This window comes from Glutamicibacter sp. NPDC088483, assembly GCF_044753145.1.
Classification (GTDB): Bacteria; Actinomycetota; Actinomycetes; order Actinomycetales; family Micrococcaceae; genus Glutamicibacter.
On the sequence record NZ_JBIVMP010000001.1, the window covers coordinates 91166 to 108021 of the forward strand.

The window sequence follows — 16856 nt, forward strand, 5'->3', positions numbered from 1 at the left end:
TCATTTAACGCCAGAGCAATTTTTTCTTGCCGTAGGGACGGATATCCCCAAAGAATCGGCAAGCACATTTCACGATTTTTTCCTTACTGTTATCAGAGCACAGGTTTCTAGATTTTGGAGAAGCAATGGATCTCTCGCAGTTCACCGGATTCCTCTTGGTATCGGTGACGTTGGCGTGCACGCCCGGCGCCGACTGGGCGTACATCATTTCCTCTGCACTGGGCAAAACCAGCTATCGCCCAGCCGTATGGGGATTGCTCTCGGGATACCTGGTTCATACTGCATTGCTGGTGTGCGGAATTGCGGCCCTGGTCGCGAGTTCCCCGTCACTTCTCCTCTGGCTCACGGCAGCCGGATCGGTCTATCTGCTGTGGCTAGGCATCGCGACCCTGCGTTCTTGCAGGAACGCCAGGTTCTTTGATGCCGATGCTCCATCTACCTCGGAGATTGAAGCACTCGATGGCGATTACACTCGGAGCAAACCCGAACCTACCGATAGCACCGTCGCGCTATTGGACAAGGTCCGGCATCGATCGCGACGCGGCCAATTCCTCAAGGGCCTGCTCACCAGCGGCACTAACCCCAAGGCACTACTGCTGTATGTGGCCCTCATCCCGCAGTACCTGGATTCGTCCCTGGATCTTCCGCTCTCCCTGCAAACCGGCGCTCTTGGGCTTACTCATTTCGCGGTATCGATCCTCGTGTACTTCTCCGTTGCATTGGCTGCCAGGGTGCTGCTTCGTTCCCGGCCCATGGCGGCACGCATCGTAACCATGTGCTCCGGAACCATAATGATCCTCTTGGCCCTGGGCTTGGTCTACGAACAATTCTTCGTCGCATAAGAATTTATTGAACACTGATCAAGACAATTGAACGGTGATCAAGTATGCTCTTAATCGATGGCTCTTCGGTCATCTGTAACGCAAGCATGAATGGCTGTCCGATCATGGAGCCCGCCGTTCAAGCTACGAACCTTGCGCTGGAGCACTCGTGGAACTACCCCCAATTCGATTTGAGAATGTCACTGTCCGCTTTGAAGAGCGCGATGTCCTCAAAGATGTGCGCTTGACTCTCAACGAACAGCGCATCGGCATTATCGGGGCAAACGGTGCTGGGAAGAGTACGCTCTCCCGGCTCATCAATGGCCTCGTTTTGCCTACTGAAGGATCCGTGCACGTTGGCGACCTGAACACTCGGAATCATGCAAAGCAGATCCGCCGCGATGTGGGTTTTGTCTTCCAGAATCCAGCAAATCAAATCATCATGCCGCTGGTCTATGAAGACATTGCGTTCGGACTGAAGAATTTGCAAATTCCCAAAGCAGAGCGCCAATTGCGCGTGCATGAGACACTGGCAGAGCTCAACATCTCGCATCTGGCAGATCGCGAAAGCCACACTCTTTCCGGCGGCGAGCAGCAAATGGTTGCACTCGCTTCCGTCCTTGCCATGCGGCCACGAACGATTGTGTTCGATGAACCCACTACGATGCTGGATCTGCGCAATCGACTCGCGTTCCAACGCGAAATTGCCAAGCTGGCGCAACGTGCAATTGTGGTGACGCACGATTTGGAAATACTTGAAGATTTCGACCGCGTTCTCGTGGTCACCGACGGAGCTATCGCATTCGATGGCCGACCGGAAGAAGCAATCGCCCATTACCGCCAATGGAGCCACGCATGATCGCGGCCAAGAATACTTCGTATCTAGCGCGTGTTAAGCCGGGATGGAAATTCGGAACATTGCTGGTTCTGAGCATCGGGCTTTACTTGATTAGCTCGTGGCAGGTCTTGCTGCCCCTGTTCATTCTCAGTGCGATACTGCTGCTTTCGGCTAGGGTCGACCTCAAGCAACTGCGCATGCCACTGTTCTCATTGGCCATGATTCTCGGCATCGTCTTCATTCTTCTCGGCCTGCAAACCGATTGGGCCAACGCCGTGGTCTCGGTCCTGCGGCTGCTGACCATGTGCCTGATGGCCTACGCCGTCAGCCTCACCACAAGCTTTGACGCGATGCTCGAGCTCTTCCAACAGGTTGCCTCTCCATTACGATTCCTTGGAGCTAATCCAGCGCAAATCGCATTGGGATTGTCCATGACAATACGGTTCATTCCGGAATTGAAAAAGGTATACCTCGAAGTCCGCGAAGCCCAGCATGCTCGGGGTCTGGGCAACAATCCGTTGGCCGTGAGTGTCCCATTAGTTATCAGATCACTAAAAATCGCTGACGAGACAGCCGAAGCGTTAGACGCCCGCGGCTACGATTCAGCACCTTACCGACGCTAAGCGCGTCATCTACTTCCATCTCGCTCGCACTTCCAAGGAAACACAATGCCAACTCGCACCGACTCAACTTCGCAAACTCGCAATACGGTATACGTCGCAGTCTTTGCCGCCATGATCGCGGCCATGGGGCTCCTTCCCCCTATTACATTGGGGATCATCCCGGTACCCATTACCCTGCAAACCCTGGGTGTCATGCTGGCCGGCGCCTTATTGGGACCTTGGCGAGGTTCATTGGCCTCACTGGTTGTCGTAGTCCTGTCTTTGGCAGGGCTGCCCTTGTTGGCTGGTGGGCGTGGTGGGCTTGGAGTCCTGTTCGGGCCGACCGGCGGATATCTCATTGGATGGATTTTCGGCTCACTCGTTATTGGAGCCCTCTTCAAATACTGGGTTCTGCGCAACGAAAACAAGGTCGCCCGATTCATGTCCGGACTGGCCTCGGCTCTCCTTGGCGGAATCGTCGTCATCTATCTGTTTGGCGTTCCGTGGACCGCTGCTGTTACCGGGCTTGATCTGGGCACATCCTTGCTGGGGTCTCTCGGATTCCTGCCCGGGGACGTCCTCAAAGCCGTAGTCGCCACCCTGGTGGCCCTGACCGTGCACCGTAGCTACCGCGGGTTGATGAAGTAGCTCGATGGAACTGTGGCAGGCACTGGCAAGGTGGGCCAATCAACGACCGGATCATCTTGCCCTGCTCACGGTTGAAAGCCGGCTGACTTATGCGCAGTTGGCCAGCAGAAGCGGTGCTCTGGCCAAGCGGCTAGAATCCGTTCCAGGCAATCGGATCGCCGTGCACACCAGCGATCCGATTGAGATGGCCATCGCTTTTTATGCGATCGCGCGCAGTGGCAAGACATTGGTGGTGATTGACCCTGCTTGGCCCGGAAAACTGGCCACTTCCATGGCAACCGCTCTTCAATGCGATTTCGTGCTTGAATCGACGGTTCCGCGGCCTTTGCCCGGCGTCCCAAGATTCGCCTTGCCGCCCGAGCCGCCCGAGCCCGGTGAATACATTGCGCCCGCGACCAAGACTCATTGCGCTGAAGACCTGCTGATCATTTGTACTTCTGGAAGCTCATCGCGTCCCAAGGCTGTGCTCCGGAGTGCTGCATCGTGGGAAGCGTCCCTGAGTGCCGGCGCCACGATCTTGGGCGCTTCGCCAGATGATTCCACTCTTTGCCCGAGTCCCATTTCCCACGGTCTGGGCCTCTACGCGATGGTCGAGTCCCTGCATGCTGGCGGCACCTTCCTGGCTTCCGGAAAATGGGATCAAAAGGGCGTTGCATCATTGCTGGCGCGCGTCAGCTGCACCCGTATCGTCAGCGTACCGACAATTCTAGGCAAGGTGCTGGCCCTGGATGACCCGGCACGGTTCTCCAGCCTGCGATTGGTCATCAGCGGAGGGGAATTCCTGGACCAGGAGACCATGCAAACTCTTCACCAGATGGCTCCCTCGGCGCGCTGCGTTGAATATTTCGGGAGCAGCGAGCACAGCCTCATCGCGTATCGCGAGCGGCTGGCCAACCAGCCGCGAACTCCGTACTTCGACGGCCAGCTGTTTCCCGGGGTGCAGGCTCACACCCATGAGGCAACGCCGGGTTCAGGCTTTGGCTCGCTCTATATCGATAGCCCGTTCAACGCCAAAGGGTACGACCTTAGCTCGGACTCTGTCATCTCTCGGTGCGGCACAGCAATCGGCATTGGTGATCAGGCGAAGCTCCTGGGTTCAAATCGCATCGTCCTGTCCCGTCGCAACGACGGGATGATGAATCTCAACGGAAACAATATCCACCCGGGCGAAGTGGGCGCAGCGCTTAATGCCGAGGGGCTGGCCAATGCCGTAGTGCGGATCGATGCATCGAGCGCACCAGCCAAGTTGCTGGCCTACACGGTTTCGCCACCCCGCAATCCGTCCGCGCTTCTCACCGGCCTGCAGAAGCATTTGCCCCAGTACAAGATCCCGCACCAAATCATCTACTTGCGATCGTGGCCCGAGACCTTCAGCGGAAAATTGAATGCCTCGGCTTTGGACTTCCAGGATCTGGACATTGAACGGAGCGACTGGCTCAGATGAATGACGCCTTCATTATCAATGCAGCACGCACGCCCATCGTCAGAGCAGGCAAGGAGTATTCCCGCATTACCGCAGACCAACTGCTGGCTCAGGTGATCAACGCGCTAATAGATCGAAGCGGCATCTCCCCTGCGGATGTAGACCACGTATTTGCCGGCAATGCGGCGGGACCGGGCGGAAATATAGCGCGAGTGTCTGCTTTGGCGTCGGTGCTGCCCAATACCGTCAGCGCGACCAGCATCGATGCCCAATGCGCCAGTGGACTGGACGCAATTGCCGCCGCTGCGCGGATGATACGTTGCGGTGAAGCGCATGTCGTGGTGGCCGGTGGCGTGGAGTCGGTGAGTACCGCGCCATGGCGGGTTGAAAAGCAAACCTCCGTAATCCAGCCTCCGCGCCTCTACTCGCGTGCCCGATTCACTCCAGTACGAGACCCGGACCCCGAAATGGGCGAAGCTGCGGAGAATATTGCCCAGTCCTACGGCATCGCACAAGAGCGGCAAGATTCTTTCGCTTTGCAGAGCCACCAGCGTGCGCTGCGCGCTCAAGCGGCTGGGCTCTTTGATCGCGAGCTTGTCACCGTGGATACAAGCAACGGGCAAGTAGCGGCCGACACCTGCCCCAGGCCCGGACTGACACTTCGCAAGCTCGCCGCGCTCAAGCAGGCATTCGTACCCGGTGGCACCGTGACTGCGGGAAACTCCTGCCCGATTAACGATGGTGCAGCCGCGGTGATCTTGGTGAGCGAACAAATGCGCCAGAGACTGAACCCAACCTTCGCAATGCGCTACCTTGCTTCTGCTTCAGGTGCTTGCGATCCCGGCATTCTCGGCATGGCGGCGGTACCGGCGTACCGCAAGCTCATCGGCCTGCTGCCATCCGCTGCTGCTTCCAGCACTCCACTGATCGAGTTCAACGAAGCCTTTGCCGTCCAGGCCCTGGCATGCCTCGATGAGCTAGGGATCACCGAGGTGACGGTGAACCAGGGTGGCGGGGCCTTGGCGTTGGGACACCCCTACGGTGCTAGCGGCGCGATTCTTGCGACTCGGCTGTTCTGGCAGGCCAACCAGGCCCGGATACCTGGGCAAAGGGCGATCGCGCTCATGGCCGCCGCGGGTGGCACCGGAAGCGCGGTTGCTTTCGAGTCAGTACCGCATTGAGCCCTTGGGGCATTGGCCTAGATGTTGAACCCCAAGGCCTGCATCTGATTCCGGCCGTCGACAAGGTTCTTCAGCACTTCATCAATCTGCGCTTCGAGTAGATCGGTCAGCGGGCAGGCAGGCGTCGTCAACGTCAGGTCGATTTCCAGGACTGAATCGCCGTCGAAACACCGTCCGTAAAGCAGGCCCAGGCCAACAATGTTGACTCCCAGCTCGAGGTCATTCACGTACTTGGGTGCTTCGTCGATTTCTGCGATCGGCCACGTTGCGCTCTCATGTGCACCGTTTGCAGCTTCGGACATGCGCTGCTCCCCGATTCTGCCCCGGGTACCCCTTTCGCTTTCGGCTCTTCCACGAGGTACCAGAAGGAATGCAGGCCCCTCGGGCGTTAACGAACAGAACCGCTCACCCCCGTAGGGAGCAAGCGGTTCTGCTTGAAACAGTCTAAATTAGATGTTGAAGCCCAGGGCTCGCATCTGATCGCGACCGTCATCGGTGATTCGTTCTGGACCCCAAGGCGGCATCCAGACCCAGTTCAAACGGTGGTCGTCCACAACGCTCTCCAGCGCCTGGCCGACCTGCTCTTCGATAATATCGGTGAGCGGGCAAGCGGCGGTTGTCAGCGTGAGGTCCAGCAAAAGTACGCCGTCATCCGCGTACTTCAGGCCGTACAGCAAACCCAGGTCGACAATATTGACACCCAGTTCAGGGTCAATGACGTCCTTGAGCGCTTCCTCAACGTCTTCCAGAGGAGTCGTAGCGGCTCCCGTGCTCTGTTCGGTCGATTCGCTCATGACTGTAACCTTAGGCCTTGACGTTCAGGTAACGGTCGTAGCCTTCTTCTTCCAGACGGTCAGCCAGTTCCGGGCCGCCCTGTTCTGCAACTCGGCCATCCACGAACACGTGCACGAATTCTGGCTTGATGTAGCGCAGGATGCGGGTGTAGTGGGTGATGAGCAGGGTGCCCATTTCGTTCTCGTCCTGTGCGCGGTTAACGCCCTCGGAGACAACCTTCAGAGCGTCGACGTCCAGGCCGGAGTCGGTCTCGTCCAGTACTGCGAACTTGGGCTTGAACAGTTCCAGCTGCAGGATCTCGACGCGCTTCTTCTCGCCGCCGGAGAAGCCTTCGTTGACGTTACGGCCAGCGAAGTCGGCATCGATCTTCAGCTTGCTCATAGCTTCCTTGACGTCTTTGGTCCAAGTACGCAGCTTTGGAGCTTCGCCGTCGATGGCGGTCTTGGCGGTACGCAGGAAGTTGGTCATGGTTACGCCTGGTACCTCTACCGGGTACTGCATAGCCAGGAACAGGCCAGCCTTGGCGCGCTCGTCGACGCTCATCTCCAGGACATCTTCACCATCGAGGGTGATGGAGCCGGAGGTGACGTTGTAGCGCGGGTGGCCAGCGATGGTCGAAGCCAAGGTCGACTTGCCCGAGCCGTTAGGGCCCATGATTGCGTGGGTTTCGCCGGTCTTGATGGTCAGGGTTACACCCTTGAGAATTTCCTTCTCGCCCTGCTCGGTGTCAATCGAGACGTGCAGGTCCTTGATTTCCAGAGTAGACATACGTCGTTCCGTTTCTTTCTAAAAAGCGCTAAGGCTAAAAAGCTGGTGAAGCGAGCACTACCTAGTTCTCGGTAGCAGCCAATTCTTCTTCGATGGTGTCGGTCAGTCGCTCCTGCAGAGCCTCATCGCCGATCTGCTGAACGATTTCGTTCAGGAATCCGCGAACTACCAAGCGGCGTGCGGTCTTTTCATCGATGCCGCGAGCCATCAGGTAGAAGAGGTGCTCATCGTCGAAGCGGCCGGTGGTCGATGCGTGGCCAGCACCATCGATCAGACCGGTTTCGATTTCCAGGTTCGGAACCGAATCAGCGCGGGCGCCATCGGTCAGAACCAGGTTGCGGTTGGCTTCGTAGGAGTCGGTACCCACAGCAGCCTTCTGGATCAGCACATCGCCAACCCACACGGTGTGTGCGTCCTTGCCCTGCAGCGCACCCTTGTACAGCACGTTCGACTTGCAGTTGGCAACAGCGTGGTCAACGAACAAGCGGTGCTCCAGGTGCTGGCCGGCATCTGCGAAGTACAAGCCGTAGAGCTCGATCTCAGCGCGTTCGCCGATGAAGCGAGCCGATGGGTTCACGCGAACCAAGTCGCCACCGAAGGAAACTACAATGTGCTTGAACGAAGCGCCAGCAGCTACCAGCGCTTGCTGCGAGGAAGCGTGAACGGCGTCATCTTCCCAAGCCTGCAGGGAGATCACGGTCAGGCGGGCGTTGGCCTGGACGTCGAACTCGACGTTCTGTGCCAGCACTGCCGAACCAACGTGGTCCAGCACAACAGTAGCTTCGGAATTTTCCTCGGCAACAACGATGAGGTGCTGAGCCGCCGCTGCCAGCGACTCGCCGGTGATGCGCAGGGTTGCGTTGGCACCTTCGGCGTTCTTCGGGATCGTCACAACGTGGGTCTCGGAAGCGAACTTCCAAGCGTTGGCCGACACGCGGTCATCCGGGGTATGCGCAACACCGTTCAGCGCGTCGCCAGCCGGAACAACCGACAGCTTGGCGATTCCGTTGCCGGCGAGCTCTATCTTCGGAGCCGCGCCGGTGAGGTCATCGCTGTGCAGGCCCTTCAGGCGCTTGAGCGGGGTGAAGCGCCAGTCCTCTTCACGACCGGTCAGCTTGGCGAAGTCATCTACGTTGGTGCTGGTCAGTCGACCGGCACGCGATGAATCGGGAACTCCAACTCCGCCGCCGTGGCTGTGCGCCTTGGTGGAGGCACCGGCCAGCGGCGAGCTGTCATTGTCGTTGATCGGCGAAAGGTCTTCGCCCTCTTCGGTGAAACCAGGAATCGATGGTGCGCCGATGCGCGCCTTCTCTGCTGGGATATGGGTGGTGGTCTCCGACATTCTTAGCCGACCGATCCTTCCATCTGAAGTTCAATAAGGCGGTTCAGTTCCAGCGCGTACTCCATAGGCAGCTCGCGTGCGATTGGCTCAACGAAGCCACGCACGATCATTGCCATGGCCTCGTCCTCGGCCATGCCGCGGGACATCAGGTAGAACAGCTGCTCTTCGGAAACGCGCGAGACGGTCGCCTCGTGGCCCATGGTTACGTCGTCCTCGCGGACGTCGATGTACGGGTAGGTATCCGAACGCGAGATCTGGTCGACCAGCAACGCGTCGCAGACCACCGAGTTCTTGGTGCCCTTGGCGCCTTCCTGGACCTGGACCAGGCCGCGGTAAGCCGAGCGGCCACCGTTACGAGCCACCGACTTGGCCACAATGGCCGAAGAGGTGTTCGGAGCGATGTGGACCATCTTGGATCCGGTGTCCTGGTGCTGGCCCTCGCCGGCGAAGGCGATGGACAGGGTCTCACCCTTGGCGCGTTCGCCAACGAGGTAAACGGCTGGGTACTTCATGGTGACCTTCGAGCCGATGTTGCCATCGACCCATTCCATGGTGGCGCCTTCTTCGCAGACGGCACGCTTGGTCACCAGGTTGTAGACGTTGTTCGACCAGTTCTGGATCGTGGTGTAGCGAACGCGGGCGTCCTTCTTCACGATGATTTCCACAACGGCAGAGTGCAGCGAATCCGACTGGTAGATCGGTGCGGTGCAACCCTCGATGTAGTGAACGTAGGAGCCCTCATCAGCGATGATCAGGGTGCGTTCAAACTGGCCCATGTTTTCCGTGTTGATGCGGAAGTAAGCCTGCAGCGGGATCTCCACGTGGACGCCCTTCGGGACGTACACGAACGAGCCGCCGGACCACACGGCAGTGTTCAGCGAAGCGAACTTGTTGTCGCCCGCTGGAATGACCGAGCCGAAGTACTCCTGGAAGATCTCCGGGTGCTCCTTCAGTCCAGTGTCGGTGTCAAGGAAGATGACGCCCTGGGCTTCAAGGTCTTCACGCAGCTGGTGGTAAACAACCTCGGACTCGTACTGGGCGGCAACGCCAGACACCAGACGCTGCTTTTCAGCCTCTGGAATACCCAACTTGTCGTAGGTGTTCTTGATGTCTTCTGGAAGTTCTTCCCAGGAGGTCGCCTGCTTCTCGGTGGAACGCACGAAGTACTTGATGTTGTCGAAATCAATACCCGAGAGGTCTGGACCCCAGGTAGGCATTGGCTTGCGATCGAAGTACTTCAGCGCCTTCTGGCGACGCTCCAGCATCCATTCTGGCTCGGACTTCAGGGCGGAGATATTCGCCACTACGTCCTTGTCGACGCCACGGCGCGCATTTGCACCCGCGTCGTTCTTGTCTGACCAGCCGTATTCGTAATTGCCGATTCCGTGGAGTTCGGGGTTCTTCTCCAGAATTTCGGAAATTACACCCGGGTCGGCAGACTCCTGTGCAATCTGATCCGTCATCGCGGCCTCTCCTGCTTCGTGAACTGAATTCGAGTTCTTTTCTCAGCGCGCATTGGCGCCTTTTCACGCCCCACAGGGATGTGGGTCGTGCACACGTGTCCTCCACCGGCCAAGGTCGACAGTCGTCGGACGTCGACGCCCAGCAAGCGGGCGAACATTTCCGTTTCCATGTCGCAAAACACTGGAAACTCTCGTGCCAAGTCTTGTATCGGGCAGTGTCCCTGGCATAGCTGCACGCTATGCATCAGGGCAGTTGCCACTTTGGTATCCACTTTTCGGGTGTATCCCACGAATCCATCTGCACTGAGCAAATTGCCCAGCACCTCGGCTCGTGCTTCCAGCCCTTCAACGCCGACCAGCGCCTTGGCGTATCGGTCTTCCATTGATGCGAAGCGGTTACGCGCAAACTTGCGAATCGCGTCCTCTCCGGCCGCATCGCCGAGCATCTTCAATGCGTCGGAAGCAATCTCCAGGTAATCGTTGCCCAACTTCGTCTGCCCGCGGTGCGAAAGCACGTAGCGACGCGACGGACGTCCAGCACCGGTTTTCTGGTTGGCTACCAGTTTCACCTCTACGAGTCCCGATTTTGAGAGCGCGTCGAGGTGACGGCGGACCGCAGCAGGCGTGAAGCCCAGCTTGCTTCCAAGCTCGGCAGCACTGACCGGCCCGTCCTCGAGTACTGCGTACAGGACGCGGTCGCGCGTACGCTCCTCGGTATCCCCAACTGCGCCAACTGTCGCGGCAGTGGAGCCACTAGCTGATTCTGAATTTGATGAATACACAACACAATCATGCGTAAATTTTTGCTCTAGGTCTAGTAAGGAAGGACTTACTAAGGACATGCTTGCCCGACCAGTGCGTTACTTGAATCGAACCTCTGACACTTCCATTGTCCCGCCCACCTCAACGGAACTCGAGGGTTGGTGACAAAACACTCAGCTCAGCCAGTTCGACATGTCGTAGAATGTTTCAGTGTCTTCTGTAACTCCCAGCCTTGTCATCAACGAGCTGGCTAAAGATTTAGGTCCGGTCCCCGCCTTGGACAATCGCATGTTGCGAGTCCTGGAGTCGGTGTCCCTAAAAGCTTATCCGGGTCAGGTCACCACGCTTTTAGGCGCTAACGGAGCCGGCAAATCCACGACCCTCGCTTGTGCCCAGGGGCTGCTTCAGCCCGAAGGCGGAACCGTCGAACTCCTGGGCCAGAACCCCTTCGGCGACAATCCCGAATTGCGTTCCCGCGTCGGAGTCATGCTCCAGGACGGAGGGTTGCCACCCTCAATGCGCCCGGTTCCGCTCTTGAGGCACGTCGCTTCCCTCTATCAGAAGCCCATTGATATTGATGCGTTGATCACACGGTTGGATCTAGAATCATTTGGCACCCGCACGATCCGCCGTCTCTCTGGTGGCCAGAAGCAGCGCGTCGCCTTGGCCCTGGCGCTGGCCGGAGATCCGGAAGTGCTCTTCCTCGATGAACCAAGTGCTGGTCTGGATCCGCAGTCCCGCCAGGTAGTCTTCGACCTCATTGCCGAACTTCGCGATGCAGGAAAGGCCATCATCCTCACCACCCACCTCATGGATGACGCGCAACGCCTCAGCGACTACGTCTACATCATCGACAAGGGCTGCACCGTGGCGCAAGGCACCGTGGCCGAGCTGACGGCCCGCGCTGCCGAAGACCAGGACACCCGCCCGGTGTCCTTCTGCGCCCCAGCAGGGCTGCGCCTACCTGAACCACCGGCAGGATTGCACCTGGAGGAGACCGGAGCCGGCCAATACCGGCTCGACGGGGTCAACTCCCCCGAACACTTGAACTGGCTAACCCATTGGTGGCTCCAGGAGGGCATTTTGCCAACCGAGCTCAACTTGCAGTCACGAAGCCTCGAAGACGTTTTCCTTGAAATCGCACAAAAGGAGGGAAGGGCATGAGCCAAACACAGGCACGCTCCAATGCTGTCTCGCCACTGCGCCGAATCCTGAACCAGGGCAAATACGAATCCATCCAGATGCTCAGCAATGGCGAACAGCTCATTCTCGCTGTTGTCATGCCGCTCATTGCACTCTTCGTGCTCACCCTGACCGATCTGGTCAAGGATGTCGCAGACCGCAGCATTGATGCCGCCGTTCCTGGCGTCTTGGCCTTGTGCGTCATTTCGACGGCTTTCACCGGGCAGGGAATTGGCACCGGATTTGACCGCCGCTATGGCGTGCTGACCATGTTCTCCACTACGCCGCTGGGGAAAACCGGACTGATTTTCGGCAAGGTCATTGCCGTGCTGTCGGTCCTGCTGATCCAGGTCGTCTTAATCTGCTCTGTCTCCTTGTTGTTCCTGGACTGGCATCCGAACCCCTGGGGCATTGCTCCGGCTATACTCTTCCTGCTCCTGGGCGCAGCCGCGTTTACCGCGCTGGGCCTGCTGATTGCCGGCACCGTCCGCCCTGAAGCGACGTTGGCGATCACCAACCTTGCCTGGATCCTGCTGGCCGGTGCCGGCGGTGTCCTCTACCCCTTGAGCATGGCCCCTGATTGGGCCCAGCCAACCCTGAATGCGCTGCCATCAGCAGCGCTGGGCGATGCCATGCGCGATGCCCTGATCCACGGCCAGTTCAGCATTGCTGGCCTCATCTTCTTGATCCTTTGGTCAGCAGTTGGCTCCTTTGCAGCCATCAAGCTGTTCAAATGGAGCTGACCACCACCCAAATTCCGAAAAGGGAGATTTCAATGTCTTCAGCCCAAGCCACCCAGAGCTGGGCCGATAAACTGCCCACGAAGGTCACTCGCCTCGTGCATGGTCTAGCGATCGCATCCCTGATCTCGCAGATTGGCATTATCGTCACCGGTGGAGCCGTACGCTTGACGAATTCGGGCCTCGGCTGCTCCCACTGGCCCAATTGCGTTCCCGGTTCGATGACCCCTGTCCCGGAAATGGGCATCCATGGAATCATCGAGTTCGGCAACCGCCTGCTGACCTTTGTCCTGCTGGTCATCGCTGTCGCGTTCCTGATCTCCATCTGGAAGATGCGCCCGACCCACCGCACCCTGTTCAAGCTGTCCATCGGCTTGCTCGCCGGCATCGCGTTGCAGGCGCTCATCGGAGCCATCACCGTGTGGACCGGACTGAACGCTTGGGTCGTTTCGGTTCACTTCCTGATTTCCGGCGCACTGGTCATCATGGCAACATTCCAGGTGAACCGCACCGCCAAGGAACTGAAGAACCGCAAGTTCGATCAGAGCAGCAAGTCGATCCGCCAGCTCTCCTTCGCCGCATGGATCTTCTCCCTGCTCGCAGTGGCATTCGGAACTATCGTGACCGGCACCGGACCGCATGCAGGCGATGCCGATGCCCCGCGCCACTTGTTCGATCCGCTGCTGGTAACCCGCATGCATACTGCTCCGGTGTACTTGCTCGTTGCCGCAACCATCGTGGTGCTGATCCTGGCCTACAAGCAGGGCGGAAACACCCAGCTTCGCATCGCCATCTGGTGGCTTGTCGCGGCAATTGCGGTCCAGGCAGCAATTGGCTACATCCAGCATTTCAATGGGTTGCCTGTCGCCCTGGTACTCTCCCACATGCTCGGCGCGAGCTTGCTGCTTGCCGCCTCGGCAAACGTCTGGGATCGGGCTGCCATCCTTCCCGAATACCAGCGCAACGATTACTAGAATCCTGAGTAAATGACTGGGGGTTGCCCTGCACTCGATGTGCAGGGCAACCCCCAGATGCTTAACGCTGTCCCCCGGCCGTTCCACGGCGCGTGAACCACATCAAACCATAAAGTCCAAAGAAGAAATAGACTGTTCCGGCTAGCCAGAATGACGCAAGCAGCAGCCCTTGATCCACGACGGAAACCGCAAGGAGGGCAGCACCGCAAGCGCAGGTAGCCCATAGAGCAATCCGGGAATTGGACAAGAACCCGATGCCGCAGGCCAAGCCCAGGGCAAGGTATGCGTATACGGCGACGTTCGGCTCGATACCCGTGAACGATGCGGCTCCCAGGAACACGACTGGCAATAGCAGAGCAGTGCCACCAATGATGCGGATCAATTTCGAACGCGGTTCTCGATTCACCGATTTGGAAGAACGCCCATTGATTCCGACAAGCATCCATGCTGCGATCATTGACGGGATATAGAAGATTCCACTGCTGGTAATGAATCCGGCAACGAGCACTGTCATGCACAAGGCCGCCGCGTAGCCGTAGATTCGTGCCGCTTTTCCCTTCATGACCGCGGTGGCCGCTACGCCAAGTCCGAATATTGCGAAGATCAGCAGTTGCAATGCGCCTTGCTCATATATCGAGTCGTAGCTACTGCCCTCACCTCCTGGCACAGAAGCGCCAAAAATCAGGTCACCCAGGGTATCTGCCAGAGTCGTATCGATGATGGAGACAAGGACACCGAGGACCAGTGCCACCGCACCGAGCACCAAGCTATTCCTGCGTAGGATGGCCCGCTCTTGCGGAGCCGCGTACTCGGCCACCAGAGGGGCTGCAACAGCTTCAGGACTGCCTAGCGCGGCGAGGATCTGGTCATCATCCCTGCCTAGGGCTCGGCCATCCTCGATATGCTGCGCCACATCCTCCAGAAGCTCTAAGCCCATATCCCTTGGAGCACCGCGCAGGAGCTTCCCCAATTCCCGCAAATACGCTTCCGCGCTGTACTGCTCAGCTGTCGATGCCATGTTGTTCTCCAAGTAGATCGGTGACTTGCATTGAAATTGCTTCCCATACCCCGCGGAACTCGCCAACCATCAGATGCCCGTGCTCGGTAATGGTGTAGTACTTCCGTTTGCGTCCCGACGCGCTTTCTTCCCAGTAGGTTTCTACCAGCCCAGTGGCTTTCATGCGCGCCAGCAACGGATACAGGCTCCCCTCGCCGGCGGTAAGCTTCCGCGCGGTGAGCTCTTCTGCCAGCTCCAACCCGTATTTATCTGCGCTGGCTAACGAAGCCAGCACACAGTACTCAAGGACGCCCTTGCGTATATTCGTGGCGATTTTCTCGCGTTGATCGGACATGCCATAACCATACCTTGCGTAGCAAGACTTGCATAGCAAGGTCCAGTCTTATCTCCCTCGATGAGAGTAATTTCTGCCTAAACGCTTGGTGCGCATGCATTGACCAACGTAAAGGGCAACTACGCCTGAACGCAGAAAAGCGCCCTTCCTGGAATCCAATTTCATTTGGATTCCAGGAAGGGCGCTAACCGACGCTCAGCTGGGGCGTTGAACCTAGCCGAACAGCGGGCTACCCACGAACGGGTCAATGGCCAAGGCCAGGAATACGATCGACAAGTAGGTGATGGAGATATGGAAGACCTTCATGGCCTTGCGGTTGATCTCAGCCGGCTTATGGTCGCTCTGCGCTTCGCGGTAGAGCACGTGCGATTCGTAGACGAACCAGATGCCCGCGCCGCCAGCGATTGCGGTGTAAACGATTCCTGCGCTACCTAGTGGGACCAGCAGCATCGAGCAAACGACAGTGGCCCAAGCGTAGAGCACAACCTGCACCGAAACGCGGCGAGCGTTAGCGATCGCGCCCAGCATAGGCACTGAAGCCGCGTTGTAGTCATCCGCATACTTCATGGACAGTGGCCAGTAATGCGGTGGGGTCCAGAGGAAGATCACCAGGAACAGGATGATCGCTGGCCATTCAATTGTGTTGGTCACTGCGGCCCAAGCGATCAGCACAGGCATGCAGCCGGCGATGCCACCCCAGACAATGTTCTGGGCGGTACGGCGCTTGAGGATCAAAGTGTAGAACACGACGTAGAGGAGGATTGCAGCCAGGCCCAAGGCGGTCGTCAGCGGATTGGTGCCAACCCAGAGAACCACCAGGGAGGCTATGGCCAATACCCAAGAGAAGACCAGTGCTTCCCTCGGGGTGAGGTCCCCAGTGACCAAAGGGCGCCCCTTGGTACGCTTCATCAACTTATCCATATCGCGATCGATATAGCAGTTGAATGCACCAGAAGCACCTGCGGCCATAGCTCCACCAACAAGGGTGGAGATCATGAGCCAGACGGAGGGGAAACCCCGTTCGGCAAAGATCATGGTCGGAAGGGTGCTCACTAGCAGCAACTCGATTACGCGAGGCTTCGTCAACGCCACATAGGCATTGGCCTTGCGCTTCAGAAAATCGCCGGCATTTTCATCAGGCTGACGCGATGCGCGGGGCACTGATGCTGCGGCGACACTTTGAGTCTTCAATTAAACGCACTCAGTTCTTCACGGGTACAAGACAGACACTGTCATTCTACGCTGGATAGAAATTGATTGAAACTCCCCACGGAGAGGATCACAGTTGAAAAATGGTGATTTGGCTCAATTCAAGACGCTACAATCACCTGCCCGGTGGCTAGCCATGCACCTTTGCGGCTTCGCGCTCCCATCGGATTCTGCTCCTCGAACCGATCTTCTGCAGGCGGCCCCCGCCCCAACCAGCGTTTCCCGCGAACCGTTGCAGCACGTCAAAGTCGACGAGCCGGGAGCCTTCGATGGAATAACCCCGCGCGGCGGGAGAACTCATCCGGTCCCAAATGCCCAACAGTATTTCGGCAGATCGCGCGTGGTCCCCCGGACGCTGCTCCCAAATGAACAAAGATGGCAACTGATGTCCGCCAGCTGAACAAATCTTATTCCTTGTAACGTTAGTTGGTTGCCGTGCACCGGCTGGCAGAAGTGCCCGGCCACCCATATCCCCCGGCTGCCACCTGCGCACGAATGCGCAGAATGCCTGAGCAATTCGCTCACGCCGTGGCATGAATAGCCGTATCAAGTCCACCTTCTGCGCAAACCGAATAATTCTGTGTCATCTTGCTAAATCCAACGCCCCAATACGCCTTTTCGCGATAGAGTTGACTCAGATTGCGCCGTCGCGACCTGCATCCCTCTGAATAAAGCACAGCCGGAGGAAGCAGGAGGCGACGGCGTATTGCGTGTCAGCGGGAGATATCTCCCGTCCAAGCCTGAATGGAAGGAACG

At 58.2% G+C, this 16856-nt stretch carries 18 protein-coding genes; 9 read left to right on the top strand and 9 right to left on the bottom strand.

The window, feature by feature from the left end:
- Positions 1-125 precede the first annotated feature (125 nt).
- The 6 genes from ACIP6G_RS00465 (at position 126) to ACIP6G_RS00490 (ending at position 5513) form a co-directional block, all read left to right on the top strand.
- On the top strand, positions 126-842 hold the full coding sequence (locus ACIP6G_RS00465; RefSeq protein WP_400288077.1) for a LysE family translocator: 717 nt from the start codon (positions 126-128) through the stop codon (positions 840-842).
- Between the two features lie 148 nt (positions 843-990).
- Positions 991-1680: an ABC transporter ATP-binding protein gene (locus ACIP6G_RS00470; RefSeq protein WP_332594705.1), complete on the top strand. Its 690-nt coding sequence runs from the start codon at positions 991-993 to the stop codon at positions 1678-1680.
- Positions 1677-2282: an energy-coupling factor transporter transmembrane component T family protein gene (locus ACIP6G_RS00475; RefSeq protein WP_400288079.1), complete on the top strand. Its 606-nt coding sequence runs from the start codon at positions 1677-1679 to the stop codon at positions 2280-2282. Before ACIP6G_RS00470 ends, ACIP6G_RS00475 begins: the two co-directional genes overlap by 4 nt.
- Positions 2283-2327: 45 nt before the next feature.
- Positions 2328-2909 carry a biotin transporter BioY gene (locus ACIP6G_RS00480; RefSeq protein WP_400288081.1) on the top strand — a complete coding sequence of 194 codons (582 nt, stop codon included), beginning with the start codon at positions 2328-2330 and terminating at the stop codon, positions 2907-2909.
- Positions 2910-2913: 4 nt separating this feature from the next.
- On the top strand, positions 2914-4353 hold the full coding sequence (locus ACIP6G_RS00485; protein WP_400288082.1) for a class I adenylate-forming enzyme family protein: 1440 nt from the start codon (positions 2914-2916) through the stop codon (positions 4351-4353).
- Complete coding sequence (locus tag ACIP6G_RS00490) at positions 4350-5513, top strand: thiolase family protein (RefSeq protein WP_400288084.1); 1164 nt, start codon at positions 4350-4352, stop codon at positions 5511-5513. Before ACIP6G_RS00485 ends, ACIP6G_RS00490 begins: the two co-directional genes overlap by 4 nt.
- Positions 5514-5530: 17 nt before the next feature.
- On the opposite strand, the gene ACIP6G_RS00495 is transcribed toward ACIP6G_RS00490, so the two are convergent.
- The 6 genes from ACIP6G_RS00495 to ACIP6G_RS00520 form a co-directional block, all read right to left on the bottom strand.
- A complete protein-coding gene (locus ACIP6G_RS00495) occupies positions 5531-5815 on the bottom strand; it encodes a metal-sulfur cluster assembly factor (RefSeq protein ID WP_400288086.1) in 285 nt (94 codons plus the stop codon).
- A 147-nt stretch (positions 5816-5962) separates the two neighbouring features.
- A complete protein-coding gene (locus ACIP6G_RS00500) occupies positions 5963-6307 on the bottom strand; it encodes a metal-sulfur cluster assembly factor (protein ID WP_133834193.1) in 345 nt (114 codons plus the stop codon).
- Between the two features lie 10 nt (positions 6308-6317).
- Complete coding sequence (gene sufC / locus ACIP6G_RS00505; RefSeq protein WP_105656644.1) at positions 6318-7076, bottom strand: Fe-S cluster assembly ATPase SufC; 759 nt, start codon at positions 7074-7076, stop codon at positions 6318-6320.
- 61 nt (positions 7077-7137) lie between these two features.
- The gene (sufD, locus tag ACIP6G_RS00510; RefSeq protein WP_400288088.1) at positions 7138-8418 is read right to left on the bottom strand and encodes a Fe-S cluster assembly protein SufD; all 1281 of its coding nucleotides are present in this window, start codon (positions 8416-8418) and stop codon (positions 7138-7140) included.
- A gap of 2 nt (positions 8419-8420) precedes the next feature.
- Positions 8421-9881: a Fe-S cluster assembly protein SufB gene (gene sufB, locus ACIP6G_RS00515; RefSeq protein WP_133834195.1), complete on the bottom strand. Its 1461-nt coding sequence runs from the start codon at positions 9879-9881 to the stop codon at positions 8421-8423.
- Positions 9878-10663, bottom strand: a complete 786-nt coding sequence (locus ACIP6G_RS00520) for a metalloregulator ArsR/SmtB family transcription factor (protein ID WP_105656647.1) — start codon at positions 10661-10663, stop codon at positions 9878-9880. Before ACIP6G_RS00520 ends, sufB begins: the two co-directional genes overlap by 4 nt.
- A gap of 190 nt (positions 10664-10853) precedes the next feature.
- Here ACIP6G_RS00520 and ACIP6G_RS00525 point away from each other — a divergent pair, with 190 nt between their 5' ends.
- From ACIP6G_RS00525 to ACIP6G_RS00535, 3 genes are read left to right on the top strand one after another with little or no spacing between them, the layout of a single operon-like run.
- Positions 10854-11807 (top strand): ABC transporter ATP-binding protein, encoded by a 954-nt coding sequence (locus ACIP6G_RS00525; RefSeq protein WP_400288091.1) that lies wholly within the window; start codon positions 10854-10856, stop codon positions 11805-11807.
- Positions 11804-12568 (top strand): ABC transporter permease, encoded by a 765-nt coding sequence (locus ACIP6G_RS00530; RefSeq protein ID WP_105656649.1) that lies wholly within the window; start codon positions 11804-11806, stop codon positions 12566-12568. The genes ACIP6G_RS00525 and ACIP6G_RS00530 overlap by 4 nt, the downstream gene beginning before the upstream one ends.
- Before the next feature lie 32 nt (positions 12569-12600).
- Positions 12601-13539, top strand: coding sequence for a heme A synthase (locus tag ACIP6G_RS00535; protein ID WP_400288093.1), 939 nt, complete (start codon positions 12601-12603; stop codon positions 13537-13539).
- 61 nt (positions 13540-13600) lie between these two features.
- Here ACIP6G_RS00535 and ACIP6G_RS00540 read toward each other — a convergent pair whose 3' ends face one another.
- The 3 genes from ACIP6G_RS00540 to ACIP6G_RS00550 form a co-directional block, all read right to left on the bottom strand.
- The gene (locus ACIP6G_RS00540) at positions 13601-14557 is read right to left on the bottom strand and encodes a DUF1700 domain-containing protein (protein WP_400288095.1); all 957 of its coding nucleotides are present in this window, start codon (positions 14555-14557) and stop codon (positions 13601-13603) included.
- Positions 14541-14891: a PadR family transcriptional regulator gene (locus tag ACIP6G_RS00545; RefSeq protein WP_400288097.1), complete on the bottom strand. Its 351-nt coding sequence runs from the start codon at positions 14889-14891 to the stop codon at positions 14541-14543. The genes ACIP6G_RS00540 and ACIP6G_RS00545 overlap by 17 nt, the downstream gene beginning before the upstream one ends.
- Before the next feature lie 213 nt (positions 14892-15104).
- Positions 15105-16052 carry a heme o synthase gene (locus ACIP6G_RS00550; RefSeq protein WP_105656652.1) on the bottom strand — a complete coding sequence of 316 codons (948 nt, stop codon included), beginning with the start codon at positions 16050-16052 and terminating at the stop codon, positions 15105-15107.
- Positions 16053-16856 lie beyond the last annotated feature (804 nt).

What these genes read in the sequence shown, in the direction of transcription:
- ACIP6G_RS00465 (WP_400288077.1), top strand. Translation starts at nt 126, where the DNA reads ATGGATCTCTCGCAGTTCACCGGATTCCTCTTGGTATCGGTGACGTTG.
- ACIP6G_RS00475 (WP_400288079.1), top strand. Translation starts at nt 1,677, where the DNA reads ATGATCGCGGCCAAGAATACTTCGTATCTAGCGCGTGTTAAGCCGGGA.
- ACIP6G_RS00480 (WP_400288081.1), top strand. Translation starts at nt 2,328, where the DNA reads ATGCCAACTCGCACCGACTCAACTTCGCAAACTCGCAATACGGTATAC.
- ACIP6G_RS00485 (WP_400288082.1), top strand. Translation starts at nt 2,914, where the DNA reads ATGGAACTGTGGCAGGCACTGGCAAGGTGGGCCAATCAACGACCGGAT.
- ACIP6G_RS00490 (WP_400288084.1), top strand. Translation starts at nt 4,350, where the DNA reads ATGAATGACGCCTTCATTATCAATGCAGCACGCACGCCCATCGTCAGA.
- ACIP6G_RS00495 (WP_400288086.1), bottom strand. Translation starts at nt 5,815, where the DNA reads ATGTCCGAAGCTGCAAACGGTGCACATGAGAGCGCAACGTGGCCGATC.
- ACIP6G_RS00500 (WP_133834193.1), bottom strand. Translation starts at nt 6,307, where the DNA reads ATGAGCGAATCGACCGAACAGAGCACGGGAGCCGCTACGACTCCTCTG.
- sufC (WP_105656644.1), bottom strand. Translation starts at nt 7,076, where the DNA reads ATGTCTACTCTGGAAATCAAGGACCTGCACGTCTCGATTGACACCGAG.
- sufD (WP_400288088.1), bottom strand. Translation starts at nt 8,418, where the DNA reads ATGTCGGAGACCACCACCCATATCCCAGCAGAGAAGGCGCGCATCGGC.
- sufB (WP_133834195.1), bottom strand. Translation starts at nt 9,881, where the DNA reads ATGACGGATCAGATTGCACAGGAGTCTGCCGACCCGGGTGTAATTTCC.
- ACIP6G_RS00530 (WP_105656649.1), top strand. Translation starts at nt 11,804, where the DNA reads ATGAGCCAAACACAGGCACGCTCCAATGCTGTCTCGCCACTGCGCCGA.
- ACIP6G_RS00535 (WP_400288093.1), top strand. Translation starts at nt 12,601, where the DNA reads ATGTCTTCAGCCCAAGCCACCCAGAGCTGGGCCGATAAACTGCCCACG.
- ACIP6G_RS00540 (WP_400288095.1), bottom strand. Translation starts at nt 14,557, where the DNA reads ATGGCATCGACAGCTGAGCAGTACAGCGCGGAAGCGTATTTGCGGGAA.
- ACIP6G_RS00545 (WP_400288097.1), bottom strand. Translation starts at nt 14,891, where the DNA reads ATGTCCGATCAACGCGAGAAAATCGCCACGAATATACGCAAGGGCGTC.